Annotated in this window: 17 protein-coding genes; 9 read left to right on the top strand and 8 right to left on the bottom strand. The window is 69.9% G+C overall.

The window, feature by feature from the left end:
• Positions 1–67: 67 nt before the first annotated feature.
• Positions 68–796: a lipoyl(octanoyl) transferase LipB gene (gene lipB / locus K4G59_RS13685; protein ID WP_231251620.1), complete on the top strand. Its 729-nt coding sequence runs from the start codon at positions 68–70 to the stop codon at positions 794–796.
• Positions 797–997: 201 nt separating this feature from the next.
• On the opposite strand, the gene K4G59_RS13680 is transcribed toward lipB, so the two are convergent.
• A complete protein-coding gene (locus K4G59_RS13680) occupies positions 998–1,942 on the bottom strand; it encodes an SPFH domain-containing protein (protein ID WP_231251677.1) in 945 nt (314 codons plus the stop codon).
• A gap of 5 nt (positions 1,943–1,947) precedes the next feature.
• Positions 1,948–2,418 (bottom strand): NfeD family protein, encoded by a 471-nt coding sequence (locus tag K4G59_RS13675; protein ID WP_231251619.1) that lies wholly within the window; start codon positions 2,416–2,418, stop codon positions 1,948–1,950.
• 142 nt (positions 2,419–2,560) lie between these two features.
• On the opposite strand from K4G59_RS13675, the gene K4G59_RS13670 reads away from it, so the two are divergent.
• The 6 genes from K4G59_RS13670 (at position 2,561) to K4G59_RS13645 (ending at position 6,537) form a co-directional block, all read left to right on the top strand.
• Positions 2,561–2,983, top strand: coding sequence for an SRPBCC domain-containing protein (locus tag K4G59_RS13670; RefSeq protein ID WP_231251618.1), 423 nt, complete (start codon positions 2,561–2,563; stop codon positions 2,981–2,983).
• A gap of 195 nt (positions 2,984–3,178) precedes the next feature.
• Positions 3,179–3,658, top strand: a complete 480-nt coding sequence (locus K4G59_RS13665; protein WP_231251617.1) for a hypothetical protein — start codon at positions 3,179–3,181, stop codon at positions 3,656–3,658.
• 24 nt (positions 3,659–3,682) lie between these two features.
• On the top strand, positions 3,683–4,345 hold the full coding sequence (locus tag K4G59_RS13660) for a nitroreductase family protein (RefSeq protein ID WP_231251616.1): 663 nt from the start codon (positions 3,683–3,685) through the stop codon (positions 4,343–4,345).
• 118 nt (positions 4,346–4,463) lie between these two features.
• Complete coding sequence (locus K4G59_RS13655) at positions 4,464–4,673, top strand: hypothetical protein (RefSeq protein WP_231251615.1); 210 nt, start codon at positions 4,464–4,466, stop codon at positions 4,671–4,673.
• A 160-nt stretch (positions 4,674–4,833) separates the two neighbouring features.
• The gene (gene lipA / locus K4G59_RS13650) at positions 4,834–5,775 is read left to right on the top strand and encodes a lipoyl synthase (protein WP_231251614.1); all 942 of its coding nucleotides are present in this window, start codon (positions 4,834–4,836) and stop codon (positions 5,773–5,775) included.
• 54 nt (positions 5,776–5,829) lie between these two features.
• The gene (locus tag K4G59_RS13645; RefSeq protein WP_231251613.1) at positions 5,830–6,537 is read left to right on the top strand and encodes a DUF4191 domain-containing protein; all 708 of its coding nucleotides are present in this window, start codon (positions 5,830–5,832) and stop codon (positions 6,535–6,537) included.
• 91 nt (positions 6,538–6,628) lie between these two features.
• Here the strand turns inward: K4G59_RS13645 and K4G59_RS13640 are convergent, their stop codons facing one another.
• Positions 6,629–7,006, bottom strand: a complete 378-nt coding sequence (locus tag K4G59_RS13640; protein ID WP_231251612.1) for an RDD family protein — start codon at positions 7,004–7,006, stop codon at positions 6,629–6,631.
• 181 nt (positions 7,007–7,187) lie between these two features.
• Here K4G59_RS13640 and glnA point away from each other — a divergent pair, with 181 nt between their 5' ends.
• Both glnA and K4G59_RS13630 read left to right on the top strand, forming a co-directional pair.
• Positions 7,188–8,609 (top strand): type I glutamate--ammonia ligase, encoded by a 1,422-nt coding sequence (glnA, locus tag K4G59_RS13635; RefSeq protein WP_231251611.1) that lies wholly within the window; start codon positions 7,188–7,190, stop codon positions 8,607–8,609.
• Positions 8,610–8,944: 335 nt separating this feature from the next.
• Positions 8,945–9,796, top strand: coding sequence for a universal stress protein (locus tag K4G59_RS13630; protein ID WP_231251610.1), 852 nt, complete (start codon positions 8,945–8,947; stop codon positions 9,794–9,796).
• Positions 9,797–9,816: 20 nt separating this feature from the next.
• Here K4G59_RS13630 and K4G59_RS13625 read toward each other — a convergent pair whose 3' ends face one another.
• The 5 genes from K4G59_RS13625 to K4G59_RS13605 all read right to left on the bottom strand — a co-directional run bounded on the left by K4G59_RS13625 (position 9,817) and on the right by K4G59_RS13605 (position 18,203).
• Positions 9,817–10,758, bottom strand: coding sequence for a sodium:calcium antiporter (locus K4G59_RS13625; protein WP_231251609.1), 942 nt, complete (start codon positions 10,756–10,758; stop codon positions 9,817–9,819).
• A 43-nt stretch (positions 10,759–10,801) separates the two neighbouring features.
• Positions 10,802–13,492 (bottom strand): cation-translocating P-type ATPase, encoded by a 2,691-nt coding sequence (locus tag K4G59_RS13620; RefSeq protein ID WP_231251608.1) that lies wholly within the window; start codon positions 13,490–13,492, stop codon positions 10,802–10,804.
• A gap of 258 nt (positions 13,493–13,750) precedes the next feature.
• Entirely contained in the window at positions 13,751–14,422 is a 672-nt protein-coding gene (locus K4G59_RS13615; protein ID WP_231251607.1) for a universal stress protein, read from the bottom strand.
• 183 nt (positions 14,423–14,605) lie between these two features.
• Positions 14,606–15,745 (bottom strand): acetate/propionate family kinase, encoded by a 1,140-nt coding sequence (locus K4G59_RS13610; protein WP_231251606.1) that lies wholly within the window; start codon positions 15,743–15,745, stop codon positions 14,606–14,608.
• A gap of 4 nt (positions 15,746–15,749) precedes the next feature.
• Complete coding sequence (locus tag K4G59_RS13605) at positions 15,750–18,203, bottom strand: phosphoketolase family protein (RefSeq protein ID WP_231251605.1); 2,454 nt, start codon at positions 18,201–18,203, stop codon at positions 15,750–15,752.
• Positions 18,204–18,247: the final 44 nt, after the last annotated feature.

Below are 18,247 nucleotides of genomic sequence, written 5' to 3'. Positions count from 1 at the left end.
AGGCGCCCCGCCCACCCCGCCGCCCGCTCCTGCGTCGCCGCCGGCTCACCGGGCGTAGGCTCGGCGCATGCCGCTGGACTTCGAGATCGCCGGTCTCGGCGAGGACGCCGTCGACTACCTCGCCGCGTGGGACGCACAGCGTCGCGTGCACGAGGCCGTGGTGGCGGGAGAGCGCCCCGACTCGGTGCTGCTGCTGGAGCACCCGCCTGTCTTCACCGCCGGCAAGCGCACCGACCCCCACGAGCGCCCGCTCGACCCGGGCGGTGCGGACGTCATCGACGTGGACCGCGGCGGCAAGATCACCTTCCACGGTCCCGGCCAGCTCGTCGGCTACCCCATCGTGCGCCTGCCCGACCACGTCAAGGTCGTCGACTACGTACGTCGTGTCGAGGAGGCCCTGATCGCGGTCTGCCGCGACCTCGGGGTGGCCACCGCCCGGGTGCCGGGCCGCAGCGGGGTGTGGCTGCGTGCCGACGACCGGGGCCCCGAGCGCAAGATCGCTGCCATCGGGATCCGCGTCAGCCGCGGCGTGACCATGCACGGCTTCGCGCTCAACTGCGACGTCGACCTCCGGTGGTACGACCGGTTCGTCCCCTGCGGCATCGCCGACGCCGGCGTCACCTCGCTGACCGAGGAGCTGGGGCGCGACGTCACGGTCGCCGACGTGCTGCCGGGCGTGCGCGAGCACCTGTCGGCGTACCTCCTCTGGGAGCCCTACGTGGCGACCCCCGACTACGAGCCCCGTCCCGAGCCGGGCCACGGTCCGCGCATCCAGCTGGTCACCCCCGGTCGCTGACCGGCGCGCCTCCGCGCCGCCCCCGGCCCACGCCTGCCAGAGTCGCCCCCACGGGGAGGGCGTCGCGTCGGCGCCCCCGCGGACACGCGCGGTCGACGAGACCCGCTTGCGACGGTACCCAACTCAGTGCCGGTCACGGCGATGTTCTCCCGGCGCGACGGCATCGTGGCCCCGACCCCGACGTGCGGGCAGCTGGCGCCCTCAGGCACCCAGCGGGCGCCGTCGTACCTGCTCGGTGTTGAGCACCGGCTCTCCGTTCGCCACCTCTTCCTCGGCCTTCGCGCGCTCCGCGGAGAAGGCCGACGTCACGGTCCGCATGGCCTCGCTGAGCTCGCCGGGGATCACGAAGTAGCCGTTGCCGTTCTCGGCCAGACGGGGCAGCATCTCGAGGTACTTGTAGGCCAGCACCTGCGGGTCGGCGTCGTTGTCGTGCACCGCCTGGAACACCCGCTCCAGCGCTTTCGCCTCGCCATCGGCATCCAGCACCTTCGCCTGCTGGCGTCCCTCGGCCTCCAGGATCATCCTGGCGCGGGTGCCCTCCGCGGTGAGGATCAGGGACTGGCGCTGGCCCTCGGCCTGGAGGATCACGGCACGCTTGTCGCGCTCGGCGCGCATCTGCTTCTCCATCGCCTCCTTGATGCTGCTGGGCGGGTCGATCGCCTTGATCTCCACCCGGTTGACCCGGATCCCCCACTTCCCGGTCGCCTCGTCGAGCACCTCGCGCAACCGGACGTTGATGGTCTCCCGGGAGGTCAGCGTGCTCTCGAGGTCCATCGACCCGATGAGGTTGCGGAGCGTGGTGACGGTGAGCTGGTCGATCGCCTGCAGATAGCTGGTCACCTCGTAGGCGGCCGCCCGTGGGTCGGTGATCTGGTAGTAGAGGACGGTGTCGATCGCGACCACCAGGTTGTCCTCGGTGATCACCGGCTTGGGGTCGGAGGAGTAGACGTGCTCGCGCACGTCGAGCTTGGTGTTGACCCGGTCGACCAACGGGATGAGCAGGTTGAGCCCCGGTTGCAGGGTCCGCTGGTAGCGGCCGAACCTCTCGATGTTGTAGCGCCTGGCCTGCGGCACGATCCGGATCGTGGAGGCCACCAGGAACGCCACGAGGACGGCCAGCACGGCCAGCGGCACCCAAACTTCCATCACACTCACGTCTCTCTGGGTAGGGATTCGGTCAGGGGGTCGGTCAGGGGGTCGCGGGGGTGCACCAGGACGGTCGCGCCCTCGATCTCGAAGACGTCGACGCGCACTCCGGCCGGGATCACCAGGTCCTCGTCGTAGGGCCGGGCCGACCAGTCCTCACCTGACAGGTGCACCAGACCACCCGTGGAGCTGACCTCGCGCGTCACCACCGCGGATCGTCCGACCAGGGCGTCGCTGCCGTCGCGTGAGAGCGGTGGGAGCGCGAGATGCCGCCTCGCGATCGGACGGACGGCCACCATGCCGACACCGCCCGCGACGACGAAGGCGATCAGCTGGAGGGGGACAGAGGCACCCAGCCCGGCGGCGACTGCCGCGACGAGCGCCGCGCCTGCCAGCAGGCCGAACGCCAGCGTCAGGGTGAAGAACTCAGCCGCGCCCAGAAGGACGGCGACGACCAACCACACAGCCCACCACATGAGGTCCTCCCTCCTCCGCGAGGGGGCATCCTCAGCCTACGCCGATGGCGGTAGAAGTCGATCGAGCTCGCGCTCGTCCCGGCGAGGGGAGGATGATCGGTGCCCAGGCGACACCCGAGCGATCCAGATGAGAGGTAGTTCGATGACGACGACCACCAGCACCACCGTCCAGATCGACGCACCGGCCGAGCGGGTCTGGCAGCTGGTCACCGATCCGGACTGGTGGAACCGCGCCGACAACGGGGTGGTCGAGGTCACCGGCCGCATCGAGCAGGGCGAGAAGATCAAGCTGGTCTCGGAACTGCAGCCCAAGCGCGGCTTCACGCTGTCCGTGGCCGAGATGCAGGCTCCTCAGCGGATGACCTGGACCGGCGGCATGCCAATGCGGCTGTGCACCGGTCGGCGCACGTTCGCGATCGCTTCAGAGGGAGACCGCAGCTGCACGTTCACGATGGCGGAGGACTTCACCGGGCCGCTCGCGCCCCTCATCGTGAAGTCGATGCCCGACTTCCAGTCCTCCTTCGACGGGTTCGCCGCGGCGCTCAAGAAGGACAGCGAGGCCTGACCTGAGCGGGCGCTCTACCCAGGAGCGGCTGACGACGGACAACCGTGAGCAGGCAAGCAGACCGGGACCTCGGACCTCGGGTGGGTGACGGAGAGGTACGGCTGAGCCATGGCGGGGAACCAACAGGTCGTGGCGTATGAGAGCGGGGTCGCGCCCGTGGAGCGCGTCGCCCGCCACCCACGCATGAGGAGCACCTTGGCACTCTCCACACGGCCCCGCCTCCGGCTCGTCGCCGCCGCGGCGGCGACGCTCGTCGCGCTCGGCGCGTGCGGGAGCGACAACGGCGCCGGTGCCGGAGCCGGCAGCAGCGGGAGCGCCACCTCGCAGAGCTCCTCCGAGGCGTCCGGGACCACCGGGTCCACGGCGGACGCCGACTTCCCCGACGTCATCGCGGTCGAGCTGCGCGACGACGGTGACACCTACTCGCTCGACGTGACGATGAGCTCGGAGTACGACAGCCCGGAGCGCTACGCCGACGGGTGGAGGGTCCTCGACCCCGACGGCAACGAGCTCGGCACGATGGAGCTCGCGCACGACCACGCGGGCGAGCAGCCCTTCACCCGCTCGCAGAGCGGCCTGGTGATCCCCGACGGCGTGGAGACGATCACGGTCGAGGGCCACGACCTGGAGAACGGCTACGGCGGCGCCACCGTCGAGGTCGACGTACCGTCCTGACTCCTGCGGGCTAACCTCGCGGCCATGACCACTCCTGACCCGCTCCCCAGGGTCGAGGCGCCCCGCCTCGGCGTGCCCGAGGAGGAGGCGCTCGACCGGGTGCGGACGTTCGCCGACGACCTGGCGCGGCGGCGGTCGGTGCGTGACTTCGACGACCGGCCCATCCCCGACGGCGTGCTCGAGGAGGCGATCCGGGTCGCAGCGACGGCGCCGAGCGGCGCCCACGTGCAGCCGTGGCGATTCGTGGTCGTGACCGATCCGGATGTGCGAGCGCGGCTGCGGGAGGCGGCCGAGGCGGAGGAGCGGGAGTTCTACGGACGGCGTGCCTCGGCCGAGTGGCTGGCCGCGCTGGGACCGCTCGCGACCGACGCCGACAAGCCGTTCCTGGAGACCGCGCCCGCGTTGATCGTCGTCTTCGAGGTCCACCGGGGCCCGAACTCGCCGCTCCCCTACTACGTCAAGGAGTCCGTCGGCATCGCCGTCGGCTTCCTGCTCGCAGCGCTCCACCTCGCCGGCCTCTCCACGCTGACCCACACCCCGAGCCCGATGCGCTTCCTCAACGAGATCCTCGGCCGTCCCCCGGAGGAGCGGGGGTTCCTCGTGGTGCCGGTCGGATATCCGGCGTCCACGGCGACCGTGCCCCTGCTGGACCGCAAGCCCCTCGACGAGGTGATGGTCCGACTCTGACCGGCGCCCGGCCGGATGCTGACGTCCGGCAAGGTCGAGGACCTGCTGGGCCGTACGTCGTACCGGCTCCGCGTCCACGACCCCACCGCGGCCGCCGAGGTGCTCGAGGCTGCCCACGATGCTGTTCCGCAGCACGGTCGCCACGCTGTCGCTGATGTTCGGCGTCGCGATCGCGGGGTCGCTGCTCGTCGTCGCGATCCTCGGCGACAACGCCGCCCGCTGGCTGCTGCCCACCGACTTCCTCACCTTGGTGCTCGGTGGCTTTCTCCTACTAGGACCCGAGCGCCTGCACCCAGTCCCCCGAGGGGTCGGTCACCGGGAGCTGTGAGGCGACGCTGTCCGCCGTCGACGGCGGGGTCGTGCTGGCGGCGCTCGTCGTGGTCTCGGTGGGACTGTCGGTGTGGGCGACGCACCAGTGCGACGTGCCCTGGGCGGGCTGCCTCGACCATGAGTTGGGAGCCCCTCACCACCGTCGTAGAGTGAGGCGTGTGACTGCCGCTCCCGCACCTGAAGGACGCAAGCTCCTCCGACTGGAGATCCGCAACGCGGAGACCCCGATCGAACGTAAGCCGGAGTGGATCAAGACCAAGGCCAAGATGGGCCCTGAATACACAGCGCTGCAGAACCTCGTGAAGTCCGAGGGCCTCCACACCGTCTGCCAGTCCGCCGGCTGCCCCAACATCTTCGAGTGCTGGGAGGACCGCGAGGCCACCTTCCTCATCGGCGGCGACCAGTGCACCCGCCGCTGCGACTTCTGCCAGATCGATACCGGCAAGCCCCAGCCTCTCGACCGCGACGAGCCGCGCCGCGTGGCGGAGTCGGTGCAGAAGATGGAGCTCAAGTACGCGACCATCACCGGCGTCGCCCGCGACGACCTGCCCGACGGCGGCGCCTGGCTGTACGCCGAGACGGTCCGCGCGATCCACGACCTCAACCCCGGCACGGGCGTGGAGAACCTGATCCCCGACTTCAACGGCAAGCCCGATCTCCTCCAGGAGGTCTTCGAGTCGCGGCCCGAGGTGCTGGCCCACAACGTGGAGACCGTGCCGCGGATCTTCAAGCGGATCCGTCCGGCCTTCCGCTACGACCGCTCCCTCGACGTGATCACCCAGGCCCGCGCCTTCGGCCTGGTCACCAAGTCCAACCTCATCCTCGGCATGGGCGAGACCCGCGAGGAGGTCAGCCAAGCCCTGCGCGACCTGCACGACGCCGGCTGCGAGCTGATCACCATCACCCAGTACCTCCGCCCCTCCCCGCGGCATCACCCCGTCGAGCGCTGGGTCAAGCCCGAGGAGTTCGTCGAGCTCAAGGCCGAGGCCGACGAGATCGGCTTCGCCGGCGCCCTGTCGGGGCCGCTGGTCCGCTCGTCCTACCGCGCCGGGCGGCTGTACGGTCAGGCCATGGACGCGCGCTCCGCCGCCACCGTCTGACCCGCTCCACGACCCGCGTACCCCACCTCACCTCCCAGCTGGACAAGGCCACCTATGTCGACCCCCGCCTCCACGCCCACCACGCGCCGTGGGCAGATCATGCAGACCTACACGATGGCCAAGCGGACCGACCCGCGCCTGGGCCTGATCATCCTGGGTGTCTTCGTGCTGGGCGCGGCGATCGGCTTCGGCCTCATGTGGCTGCTGCCCGGCGACGGCTGGATCTCGCTGGTCCTCTCCATCGTGGTCGCGTTCATGACCGGCATGCTCGCCGCGCTGCTGGTCTTCGGCCGCCGCGCCCAGAAGGCGGCGTACAAGCAGATGGAGGGCCAGCCCGCCGCGGCCGCCGGCGCGCTGCAGATGCTGCGCCGCGGCTGGAAGGTCGACCCGGTCGTCGGTTTCACCAAGCAGCAGGACGTCGTGCACCGCGTGGTCGGCCCGCCCGGCATCGTCCTGGTCGGCGAGGGCACGAGCCAGGCTCGCGTGAAGCAGCTGATGGTCAACGAGCGCCGCAAGCACGAGCGCGTCGCCTACGGCGTGCCGATCCACGAGATCATCGCCGGTCGCGGCGAGGGTGAGGTGCCGATCCCCAAGCTCGTGCGCCACGTGCAGAAGCTCGGCCGCAACGTGAAGCCCGCCGAGATCACCGACATCCTCCAGCGCCTGAAGGCGCTCGATGCCCAGCGCGGCAAGCTGCCGCTGCCGAAGGGTCCGGTCCCCACGTCGATGAAGGGCATGCGCTCGCAGCAGCGCGGCCGCTGAGCCAGCTCGTAAGCCGCACGCCCGGCAGCGCAGGAGACAGGTTCCGAGCACCGAGAACGTGCGTCACGCACCGCTCGGACGGAGGGTGGCGTCAGATCACGACGGTCCGCGTGCCGGCGACGACGTCGTGGAGCCCGCGCTCGTCATAGGTGAGCAACGGCGGGAGGATCAGGAAGGTCAGCACCGTCCGGACCAGCGCGCGGAGCAGGCCCACCGGACGCGACGGATCGTCGTGCCGCACCACGCGGATGTGCATGACCAGCTTGCCGAAGGAACCGCCCAGGACGGCCGTGAACAGCGCCATCTCGGCGATGATGATGATCGTGCCGGGAGTCCCCGAGTCGGGCACGAGGTCGAGCTCGATCAGCGCGAGAGCGAAGGCCCAGCTCGTCGCGAAGTCGATGAGGAGCGCCAGCAGGCGCCGCCCGAAGGTGGCGGCCTGCGGGTCGACTGTTACAGCGCTGGTCACGCGTCAAGCCTAGGCAGGCTCCGCCCGCCCGCCACCTGCCGGGCACTTGTAACACGGGCGAAACAAACGGGATACGGTCTAGAAACTGCTCCCGCCTAGCGTGACGACCACGGTGCAACGAGGCCCCGTTCCGTGACGCTGCAACTTGGACGTGCGCTGGCCGCCGTCGAGGAGGAACCGAATGTTCAACAACTCCGATGAGCTGCTCAAGTTCATCAAGGACGAGGGCGTCGAGATGATCGACGTCCGTTTCTGTGACCTGCCGGGCATCATGCAGCACTTCACTGTGCCGGCCTCGTCCTTCGACCAGAGCGTCTTCGACGACGGCCTCGGCTTCGACGGCTCCTCGATCCGTGGCTTCCAGGCCATCAACGAGTCCGACATGTCGCTCTTCCCGGACCCGACGACGGCGTACCTCGACCCGTTCCGCAAGTCCAAGACCCTGAACGTCAACTTCTTCATCCACGACCCGATCACCGGCGAGGCCTACAGCCGCGACCCGCGCAACATCGCGCGCAAGGCTCTGGCCTACCTCGACTCGACCGGCATCGCGGACACCGCCTACTTCGCCCCCGAGGCCGAGTTCTACATCTTCGACAACGTGCGCTACTCCACCGGCGTCAACGAGGGGTACTACCACATCGACTCCGTCGAGGGCTGGTGGAACTCCGGCAAGGACGACGGCCAGAACAAGGGCTACAAGACGCGGCTCAAGGGTGGCTACTTCCCCGTCGAGCCCTACGACCACTACAGCGACCTGCGCGCCGACATGGTCAAGAACCTCGAGGCCAGCGGCCTGCTCGTCGAGCGCGCCCACCACGAGGTCGGCACGGCCGGCCAGGCGGAGATCAACTACCGCTTCGACACACTGCTCAAGGCCGCCGACGACGTGATGAAGTTCAAGTACCTCATCAAGAACACCGCCTGGGAGCAGGGCAAGTCGGTCACCTTCATGCCCAAGCCCATCTTCGGCGACAACGGCTCGGGCATGCACGTCCACCAGTCGCTGTGGAAGGACGGCGAGCCGCTGTTCTTCGACGAGACCGGCTACGCCGGCCTGTCCGACATGGCGCGCTGGTACATCGGCGGCATCCTCAAGCACGCCCCGTCGCTGCTGGCCTTCACCAACCCGACGGTGAACTCCTACCACCGTCTGGTCCCCGGCTACGAGGCACCGATCTCGCTGGTCTACTCCTCGCGCAACCGCTCCGCCTCGGTCCGCATCCCGATCACGGGCGCGAACCCGAAGGCCAAGCGCGTCGAGACCCGCTTCCCCGACCCGTCGGCGAACCCCTACCTCGCCTTCGCGGCCCTCATGCTCGCCGGCCTCGACGGCGTCCAGAACAAGATCGAGCCCGCGGCCCCGATCGACAAGGACATCTACGAGCTGCCGCCGGACGAGATGGCCGAGATCGACCAGGTGCCGACCAGCCTCGGCGCCGTCCTCGACGCGCTCGAGGAGGACCACGACTACCTGACGGCCGGCGGTGTCTTCACCGACGACCTGATCGAGACGTGGATCCACTTCAAGCGGACCCAGGAGATCGCTCCGGTCCAGCTGCGGCCGCACCCGCACGAGTTCGAGCTCTACTACGACATCTGATACGTGAGCCCCTCCTGTCATTAGGCAGGGTCAGGCGCCGCCGGTCCGTGTGGGCTGGCGGCGCCTGCTTGGCGGGCGATGGGACCGACGCTCTGACGAGAGTCAACGCCGGGACAGACCCCTCTGACCGCCGGAACGCCGCCGATCGGCCTCGCAGTCCTTCGGCGGCGTCTTCGCATGTCCTGGCACTGGCTCGTTGCACCCGTGGCACGGGGGCCGGCCACGCTGTTCTCACTCAGGACCGAGGGCCCTTGTCGACTCTGCTCGAGGTGGCGATGCTGGAACGAGGGGGACAGCACCACCGCGTCCCCTGCTGGAGGAGCGAAGGAGACGTCATGAGCGACGTGGACCCGGATCCGACGCCGTCCCCACCCACCCCGTCGTCCGAGTCGCCCGCCCCGAGGCTGGTGTTCGGCGACGACGGTTCTGCTGCCGCAGACGTGGTCTGGTTGTGGATCAACAACCACCACTGGCCAGGTTGGCGCATCTCCGTCGTCACGGCCGCGCTTCCCGGCATCGGTGCGCCGGTGGGAAGTGAGCGCAGCACGCTGCATCCGTGGGACCCGGCCCACCCGCGGCGGCTCTTCACCGACGATGCCGAGGTCGAGCACCTGTACGCCGAGACCGACCCGCGCCTGGCGATCGACTCCTGCAGCGACGCGGCACTGGTGGCTGTCGGTCCTCGCGGGCACGGGGTGTGGAAGAAGCTGCACATGGGGAGCACGACGGACTGGCTCGTCGGGTCACACCGGCCCCTCGCGCCCGTGGTCATCGTGCGTTCGGCGAGGGCCACCCAGAAGGTGCTGCTCTGCACGGACGGTTCGGACCACGCCGCTGCCGGTCTCCAGGCGCTGTTCGACCTGCCGTGGGTCGACGGCTGCCGGGTGGGCGTGCTCGGCGTCGACGACGTCAACAACCGCACGCAGGACGCTGTGGTGGATGCCGTGGAACAGCTGCGTGCACACGGTGTCTCGCACGTCACGCACGACGTGGTGTCGGCCGTACCGCACACCGCGACCTTCGACGTCCGGTCCACCATCCTGGCGTCGATCGCCGAGCAGTCACCAGACCTCGTCGTGGTGGGTGCGCGTGGGACCGGCGGCCTCAGGGGGCTGCTCGTGGGCTCGGTCGCTGCAGCTGTCGTGAACCACACCGCGTGTTCGGTGCTGGTCGCCAAGTCGAGCTGACCAGCGACCACGACGGGGTCTCACACCCCGATCAGCACGGTGCCGAGCAGGTAGGCGGCGGCAACGAGGAGCAGGAGGACGCCGCGGACCTTGCCCATCGGTGCCGTGCGGGCCGGGGTCACCAGCGCCAGCGCCAGGAGGCAGGCGACGACAGCGAGCAGGACCTCGCTCACGTCAGCCCGGATCGGATGGATCAGCGCCGCGACGCCGACGATCCACAGGTTGTTGAACACGTTGCTGCCCAGGAGGGTGCCCACGCCGACCTCCACGTGTCCGCGCCGCCGCGAGATGATGACCGTGGCCAGCTCGGGCGTCGACGTGCCCAGAGCGACGAACGTGGCGCCGACGATGAAGGGGTCGAGGCCCAGGTCGGCACCGATGCCCTTGGCCGCCACCACGATGAGGCGCCCCGCCAGCACCAGCAGGGCCAGGCCCGCCACAGCACTCACGAGCGCCGCCCAGCGTGTGCGCGTACCGAGTTCGTCCACAGAGCTCTGTCGTGCCTTCCGAGCCGCGTTGACGACCAAGGCGAGCCACCCCGCGAACACTCCGAGAAGAGTGGCAGCCTCGACGGAGGCCAGCACCCCGTCCACGAGCGTGACGAGCGTGAGCAGCGGCGCAGCCACAGCAAAACCCAGCTCGCGGCGCAGGTCCCGCCTGGCGACCACGAGCGGCCCGGTGACCAGGACGATCCCCAGCACGCAGGCGATGTTGATCACGTTGCTGCCGAGTGCGTCGCCGAGCGCGATTGCCGGAGTGCCGCTCATTGCGGACTGCACCCCGACCGAGAGCTCGGGGCTGGATGTGGCGAAGGCAGCCACCGTCGCGCCGATGATGCCTGCCGGCACCCTCGCCCACGCGGCAAGTCCCACAGCCCCACGCACGAAGAGCTCACCCCCGGCGGCCGCAGCGACGACGCCCGCCGCCAGCGCCAGCAGGTTCATCGTCGGCCGATGCGACACGACACGCACGAGGCGCCTGTCGCCCGTGGGAACCGAGCTGGATTCACCACGGCCGCGTGTTCCCCACGTCCGGAGTCGTGGCCCCACGACGGCGCACGGCCTTGTCGATCTCGCCGGTGAGCAGCGCCAGAGACGCCACTGCGGCCGCGGCAGCCCAGTGGAGCGGGTCGAGAGCGACGGTGCCGAAGAGACCCTGCATGAACGGGACATGGACCACCAGCACCTGCAGGCCCACCACCAGCAACAAGCTACCGATCAGGGCGCGGTTGTGCGGGACGGCGCGGGAGAACGCCGACTCGAGCTCCGAGCGGACGTTGAACGCGTTGGCCACCTGGAACAGCACGAACGTGGTGAAGGCGAACGTGACGGCGTACGGGATGCCGCGGCTCTCGTCGACCGACGCCAGCGCGGAGAGGGTGCCGGCTGCCATGACCGTCGCGACCAGTGCCATCCGGGTCAGCCTCGGGCCCGACAGGATCTTCTCCCCCGGCGGACGCGGTGGCCGGTCCATGATGCCCTGACTCGGACCGTCCAGGCCGAGCGCCAGCGCGGGCGGTCCGTCGGTGATGAGGTTCACCCACAACACCTGGACCGCCGTCATCGGGGCGGGAAGCCCTGCCAGGACGGCTGCGACGAACGTGAGGATGGCAGCGATGTTGGTGGTGAGCTGGAAGCGGATGAACTTGACGATGTTGTCGTAGATGCCACGGCCCTGCCGGACGGCGCGGACGATCGTGGCGAAGTTGTCGTCGGTCAGAACCAGGTCCGCGGCTTCCTTGGTGACGTCGGTACCGGTGCGGCCCATGGCGACGCCGACATCCGCCGCGCGAACGGCCGCGGCATCGTTCTGGCCGTCCCCCGTCATCGCGGCCACGTGACCGTTCGCGGTGAGTGCGGCGACGATGGCGACCTTGTGGGCCGGAGTGACCCGGGCGAACACGCCGATGTCGTCGACAACCGCGTCGAGCTCCCCACGGTCCATGGCGTCGAGCTGCGCCCCGGTCACTGCACGACCGGCGATGCCGACCTCCCCTGCGATGGCAGCCGCGGTTGCGACGTGGTCGCCGGTGACCATCTTGACCGCGATGCCAGCTCGGCGGCACAGTGCGACGGCCTCGACCGCTTCGGGGCGAGGGGGGTCGGCGATCCCGGCGAACCCCAGGAAGACCAGGTCGTCGACCGATCGGGCGAGGGTCTGCGCCGTCCACTCCTGCGGGCCCGAGACAGCGTGCGCGTCGGCAGCTGCCAGCACCCGCAGACCGGCCGCGGCCCTCGCGTCCACCGCATCGAGCAGCTTCGCCCTGAGCTCGTCGTCGAGGGCGATGGTGGCGCCGTTGACCAGCGCGTGCCCACATCGCGGCAGGAGCACGTCCGGAGCGCCCTTGACGGCAAGCGCGATCGTCCCGTCGGCGCTGCGATGCGCGGTCGCCATGAACTTCGCCTCGGCGGAGAACGGCAGCTCCGCGACCCGCGGTGTGCGATGCCGGGTCGTCATGACGTCGACACCGTGGCTCGACGCAGCGGCCACGAGCGCGACCTCCATCGGGTCCCCGACCGCACGGGCTTCGGTACCAGCGGCGTCGTTGCACAGCACGAACGCGGACAGGAGGCGCCGGGGGTCACGAGGGTCGTCCACGGGCTGTCCGAGTGCGCACGCCGCGGGGACGAGCTGCCGTACGGTCATCCGGTTGCGGGTGAGGGTGCCGGTCTTGTCGGTGCAGATCACCGTGGCTGACCCCAGGGTCTCCACTGACGCCAGCCGTCGCACGATCGCACCGTGGTCCGCCATGCGGTGCACCCCGACGGCCAGGACGAGAGCCAGGACCGCCGGAAGTCCCTCGGGCACAGCAGCCACAGCCAGAGCAACGCCGCGCAGGGCGATGTCGGCCAGCTCGTCGCCGCGCAGTGCGGCCGCGGCTGAGTAGAGGACCACCGCGACGATGCCGATCACTGCGATCCGACGCCCAGCGACGTCGAGCTGCCTCTGCAGTGGCGTGCGGGGGGTGCTGCTGCTCAACAGCATCCCGGCGATCTGGCCCACCTCGGTCGCCATGCCGGTGGCGGTGACCAGGAGCTCAGCGCGCCCACGCACCACCACCGTGCCCGCGTGAAGCATGTTCGCGCGGTCTGCCAGAGCCACCTCGCCAGTCATGGTCTCGGCGTGCTTGGCGACCGGAACGGACTCCCCGGTCAGCGAGGACTGGTCGACCGCGGTGTCGTGGGCCACCAGCAGTCGCCCATCAGCCGGGACCCGGCTGCCCGCGTCCAGCATCACCACGTCGCCCGGCACCAGGTCGGCCGACGGCAGTGTCACCAGTCTGTCGTCGCGACGGATCGTGGCCGTCGGCACCAGCAGCCCCTTGAGCGCTGCAAGGCTCCGGGTCGCCTTCCGCTCCTCCACGAATCCGATGGTGGCGTTGATCAGCACGACCGCTCCGATGATGGCGGCGTCCGTGGCGTCACCGACCAGCGCAGCCAGTCCGGCCGCGACGAGAAGGATCAGGAACAATCCGCTGCGAAGCTGGTCGGCGAACACCTTCCATCCGGGACGGGGCGGCTGCTCCCTGAGCTGGTTCGGACCGAACTGCTCCAAGCGCGCGGTCGCCTGCACGTCGGTGAGCCCTCGCACGAGGTCGACCGCCAGCGTGTCGGCGATCGCGTCCGGGTCGAGCAGGTGGCACTCGGAACCCTGCGGCCGCGTGATGCCCGGATCGCGAGAGCGCGAGGCGCTCATCCCGGACCCCGACCGCATCGGCGAACAGGCCGGTGGGGCCCGCGCAGCGTCTCCCGTGACAGAGCCGCGGGGGGTGCGCTCGCCGCGACGCCGCCGGCCAGCGGGGCGATCTGCCGGCCAGGTGAGGGATACATGATGACCCTGTCAGTCGTGTGTGATGCCTCCAGCGTTCAGCACCCTGCCCGCGTGGCCAATGGGCCGAAGGTCCCTCAGCAGATGCCCTTCGTCGGCCCATGGCATGGGAGGGACCTCGCTCGACTAGACGGTCTGCGGGGATCGCTCGGCCTCGGGCGCGGTCGGCAGCGGCGAGGTGGGATCGACGACGAGCACCGGCAGGTGCGACCGACGAACCAGGTCACCTGAGACACTGCCGAGCAGATGTGAGGTCAGCCCACAACCGCGGCGCCCCACCACCAGCAGGTCCATGCCCTGATCGTCGGCGAATCGTCGCAGAGCCTCGCCCGGTGGTCCGGCCAGCACCTCGAACTGCACGTCGACCCCGGTCTCCCCCACCTCGGCGGCCGACACTGCCAGGCGCTCTGCCGCTGCCTCGATCTCGGACTGTGCATCACGCTCGGTCGCGTCGTAGGACACGACTTCGGCCAGCATGAGCAGGCTGCATCGTTCGCCGAGCAGATCCATGGCTTGGGTCAGTGCCCGACGGGACTCCGCAGATCCGTCCAACCCGACCAGCACTCTCGGCCCGGTGACGGCCTGATCCTCTCGTTCCCCGAGCGCGTCGGGACCGGACGCCGCCAGCCGGGGGACCCGCTCCACCAGCTCCAGCGCGATGGGCACGAACACGGGACCGAGGACCACCGCTATGACCGTCCAGCGCGGGTCGTGACCGCGACGCACCATCCACAGCCCCACGAAGAGCCCGAGACTCACCCAGCCCGCCACGACGATCAGACTCACGATCGGATCCATGCCTCCACGCTCACCGATGCGGCACCTTGCGCACAGGGTCCCAGGACCTCGACACTCCGGCCCAAGGTCCTGCGCATCCCCGCTGGTGGGAGCAGCTGGGGGGACGGGCTCGCTCGACCCGCATCTCCCCTCGCGCACGTGGACAGCACCCCCTGCGGGAACGTCCTCGCGCCGAGACGGGGCTCACGCAGGGGTGGCCGGAGCGTCTGGAGGAGCCGGACCGAGGTCGGAGCGCCCGAGCACCCGTCTCGTCTCGCGTGCGATCTCCGAAGCCTCGGACGCGGTGACCACGACCGTGCGTGCCCGAGCACCGGGCTCGCTGATGTCGCCGTCGGAGTCGGCCACCGCGTTGACCTGCTCGTCGATGGACGCCCCGAGGTGGTGGGCACCGTACACGGCAAGGGACCTGACCTCGGCCTGGTGCTCGCCGATCCCCCCGGTGAAGACGAGCAGGTCGAGCCCGCCGCTGCTCGCGGCCATGGCGCCGATCTCGCGTCGTAGCCGGTGGATGAACACGTCGAACGCCAGCGCCGCGTCGGCGTCACCGCCGTCCCTGGCAGCCAGCACGTCGCGCAGGTCCCCCGACGTGCCTGAGAGGCCCTTCAGACCTGACCGGTGCTCGACGACGTCGGAGAGGCCGGCCGGGCTCTGGCCGCCGTGCTGCAGCAGCCAGAGGAGCAGGCCCGGGTCGACCGACCCGCAGCGGGTGGCCATGACCAGGCCCTCGACGGGGGTGAACCCCATCGTGGTGTCGACGCAGCGACCGTCGCGCAACGCAGCAAGTGACGCACCCGCTCCCAGGTGGCACGAGATCACCCGCAGGTCTGCGAGGTCCCTGTCGACGAGCTCGGCTGCTCGGCGTACGGCATGGGCGTGGCTGAGCCCGTGGAAGCCGTACCGCCGAAGCCCCCACCGCTGGTTCCAGGCCTTGGGGAGCGCGTAGGTGTGGGCTGCGGCGGGGAGGCCGCTGTGGAACGTGGTGTCGAAGCACGCGACCTCGGGGACGTCCGGCAACAGCTGACGCATGACGCGGATGCCCGCGACCGCTCGCGGGTTGTGCAGGGGCGCGAGGTCCTCGATCGAGTCGAGGTAGGTCAGGACGTCCCCATCGAGGGGCACGGACTCCGTCAGCCGTGGCCCGCCGTGGACGATGCGGTGCCCGATGGCATCGACCGTGCCGACCTCCTCGACGAACCCGGCGATCGCAGCGAGGTCCTGCTCGCCGTCCCATCGCTCCACCGTGGTGGCTACGACCGGGCGGTCGCCGTCCATCACGGCGAGCTTCAGGCTGCTCGAGCCGGCGTTGACCACCAGCACCCGCACCGGTTCAACCCTCGGGGGCGTCGCGGGCGGGGTCCTCGGTCGTGAGGTCGGGACCGACCGTGGGGGTCCACCGCCAGCTCCGGATCTCCTCCAGGTCCTCACCGTGCGAGCGGACGTGGATCTTGTGCTCGACGAGCTTGTTCTTCAGCTGCTCGCGCGCCGCTCCCGACGTGGCCTGCAGTCGCGGCACCCGGTCGATCACGTCCATCGCGAGGTCGAACCGGTCGATCTGGTTCATCACGGTCATGTCGAAGGGGGTCGTGGTGGTGCCCTCCTCCTTGTAGCCGCGCACGTGCAGGTTGGCGTGGTTGGTGCGCCTGTAGGTCAGTCGGTGGATCAACCACGGGTAGCCGTGGTAGGCGAAGATGATCGGCTTGTCGCGCGTGAACAACGCGTCGAACTCCGCCTCGGACAAGCCGTGAGGGTGCTCGCGCTCGTCCTGGAGGCGCATCAGGTCCACGACGTTGACGAACCTGATCCTCAGGTCGGGGAAGAAGTCTCGGAGCAGGGAGACAGCGGCCAGCGCCTCCATGGTCGGTACGTCGCCGGCGCAGCCGATGACGACGTCGGGTTCCTGGCCCTGGTCGGTGCTGGCCCAGTCCCAGATCCCGATGCCCTTGGTGGCGTGGACGATGGCCTCGTCCATGTCCAGGTACTGGGGGGCGGGCTGCTTGCCGGCCACGATGACGTTGACGTACTGCTTGGACCGCAGGCAGTGGTCGGCGACCGACAGCAGGGTGTTCGCGTCCGCGGGCAGGTAGACGCGGACGACCGAGGCCTTCTTGTTCATCACGTGGTCGATGAAGCCGGGGTCCTGGTGGGAGAAGCCGTTGTGGTCCTGGCGCCACACGTGCGAGGTGAGCAGGTAGTTCAGGGAGGCGATGGGGCGGCGCCAGGGGATGTCGTTGGTGACCTTGAGCCACTTCGCGTGCTGGTTGAACATCGAGTCGACGAGGTGGATGAACGCCTCGTAGCAGGAGAACAGCCCGTGTCGCCCGGTGAGCAGGTAGCCCTCGAGCCAACCTTCGCAGGTGTGCTCGGAGAGGATCTCCATGACCCGGCCGTCGACGGCGAGGTGGTCGTCGTGGGGCAGGGACACGGCGTTCCAGGTCCGATCAGTCACCTCGAGGACGTCCTGGAGACGGTTCGAGTTGTTCTCGTCCGGGGAGAACAGGCGGAAGTTGTCCATGTTGCGTGCCATCACGTCCCGGAGGAACGTGCCGAGGACTCGGGTGGACTCCACCGAGCCGGTGCCGGGCGCTTCCACGGCGACGGCGTAGTCGCGGAAGTCGGGCATCCTGAGGTCGCGCAGGAGAAGGCCGCCGTTGGCGTGCGGGTTGGCGCTCATCCGACGATCTCCGGCGGGGTGGAGCGCCGCGATCTCCGGCACCGGGGCGCCGTCGGCGTCGAAGAGCTCCTCGGGCCTGTAGCTGCGCATCCAGGTCTCGAGCACCTCGCGGTGCGAGTCGTTGCCCCGGGCATCGGCGAACGGCACCTGGTGGGAGCGCCAGGAGTCCTCGATCCTCTTGCCGTCGAGCTCCTTGGGTCCGGTCCAGCCCTTCGGGGAGCGCAGCACGATCATGGGCCACGGACGACGTGACACCGCACCCGTGCGCCGACGCGGGGCACGGGCCTCGGCCTGGATCTCGCGGATCTCGTCCAGGCAGTGGTCCAGGGTCGCGGCGAACGCCTGGTGCATCTCGGCCGGTTCGGACCCCTCGACGACGTAGGGCGTGTGCCCGTAGCCGCGCATCAGGGACGTGAGCTCGTCCTGCCTGATGCGCGCCAGCACGGTCGGGTTGGCGATCTTGTAGCCGTTGAGGTGGAGGATCGGAAGCACGGCACCGTCGCGGGCGGGGTCGATGAACTTGTTGGAGTGCCAGCTCGTCGCGAGCGGGCCGGTCTCGGCCTCTCCGTCCCCGACGACGGCGGCGACGACCAGGTCGGGGTTGTCGAAGGCGGCACCGTAGGCGTGGGAGAGGGAGTAGCCGAGCTCGCCACCCTCGTGGATGGAGCCCGGCGTCTCGGGGGCGACGTGGCTGGGGATGCCGCCGGGGAACGAGAACTGGTGGAACAGCCGCCTCATGCCTTCGGCGTCCTGGGTGATGCCGGGGTACACCTCGGTGTAGGTGCCCTCCAACCATGCGGAGGCGACCAGCCCGGGACCACCGTGACCCGGGCCGATGATGTAGATCATGTCGAGGTCGCGCGCGGTGATCACCCGGTTGAGGTGGGCGTAGAGGAAGTTCAGGCCGGGGGTGGTGCCCCAGTGGCCGAGGAGACGCGGCTTCACGTGCTCGGCCACCAGGGCGTCGCGCAGCAGCGGGTTGTCCATCAGGTAGATCTGGCCCACCGAGAGGTAGTTCGCCGCGCGCCACCACGCGTCGATGCGCCGGAGCTCGGCTCGACCCAGAGGGCGTCCGGAGACGGTGCTGGTCGTGACGCTGCGTCGGCTCATGCCCCTCGACGCTAGCGCCGAGTCATGGCCGCGTCGAGTGCTTC

The sequence above is a fragment of the Nocardioides furvisabuli genome, from assembly GCF_021083185.1.
GTDB classification, from domain to species: domain Bacteria; phylum Actinomycetota; class Actinomycetes; order Propionibacteriales; family Nocardioidaceae; genus Nocardioides; species Nocardioides furvisabuli.
This window is presented reverse-complemented; position numbering and strand designations above follow the sequence as displayed.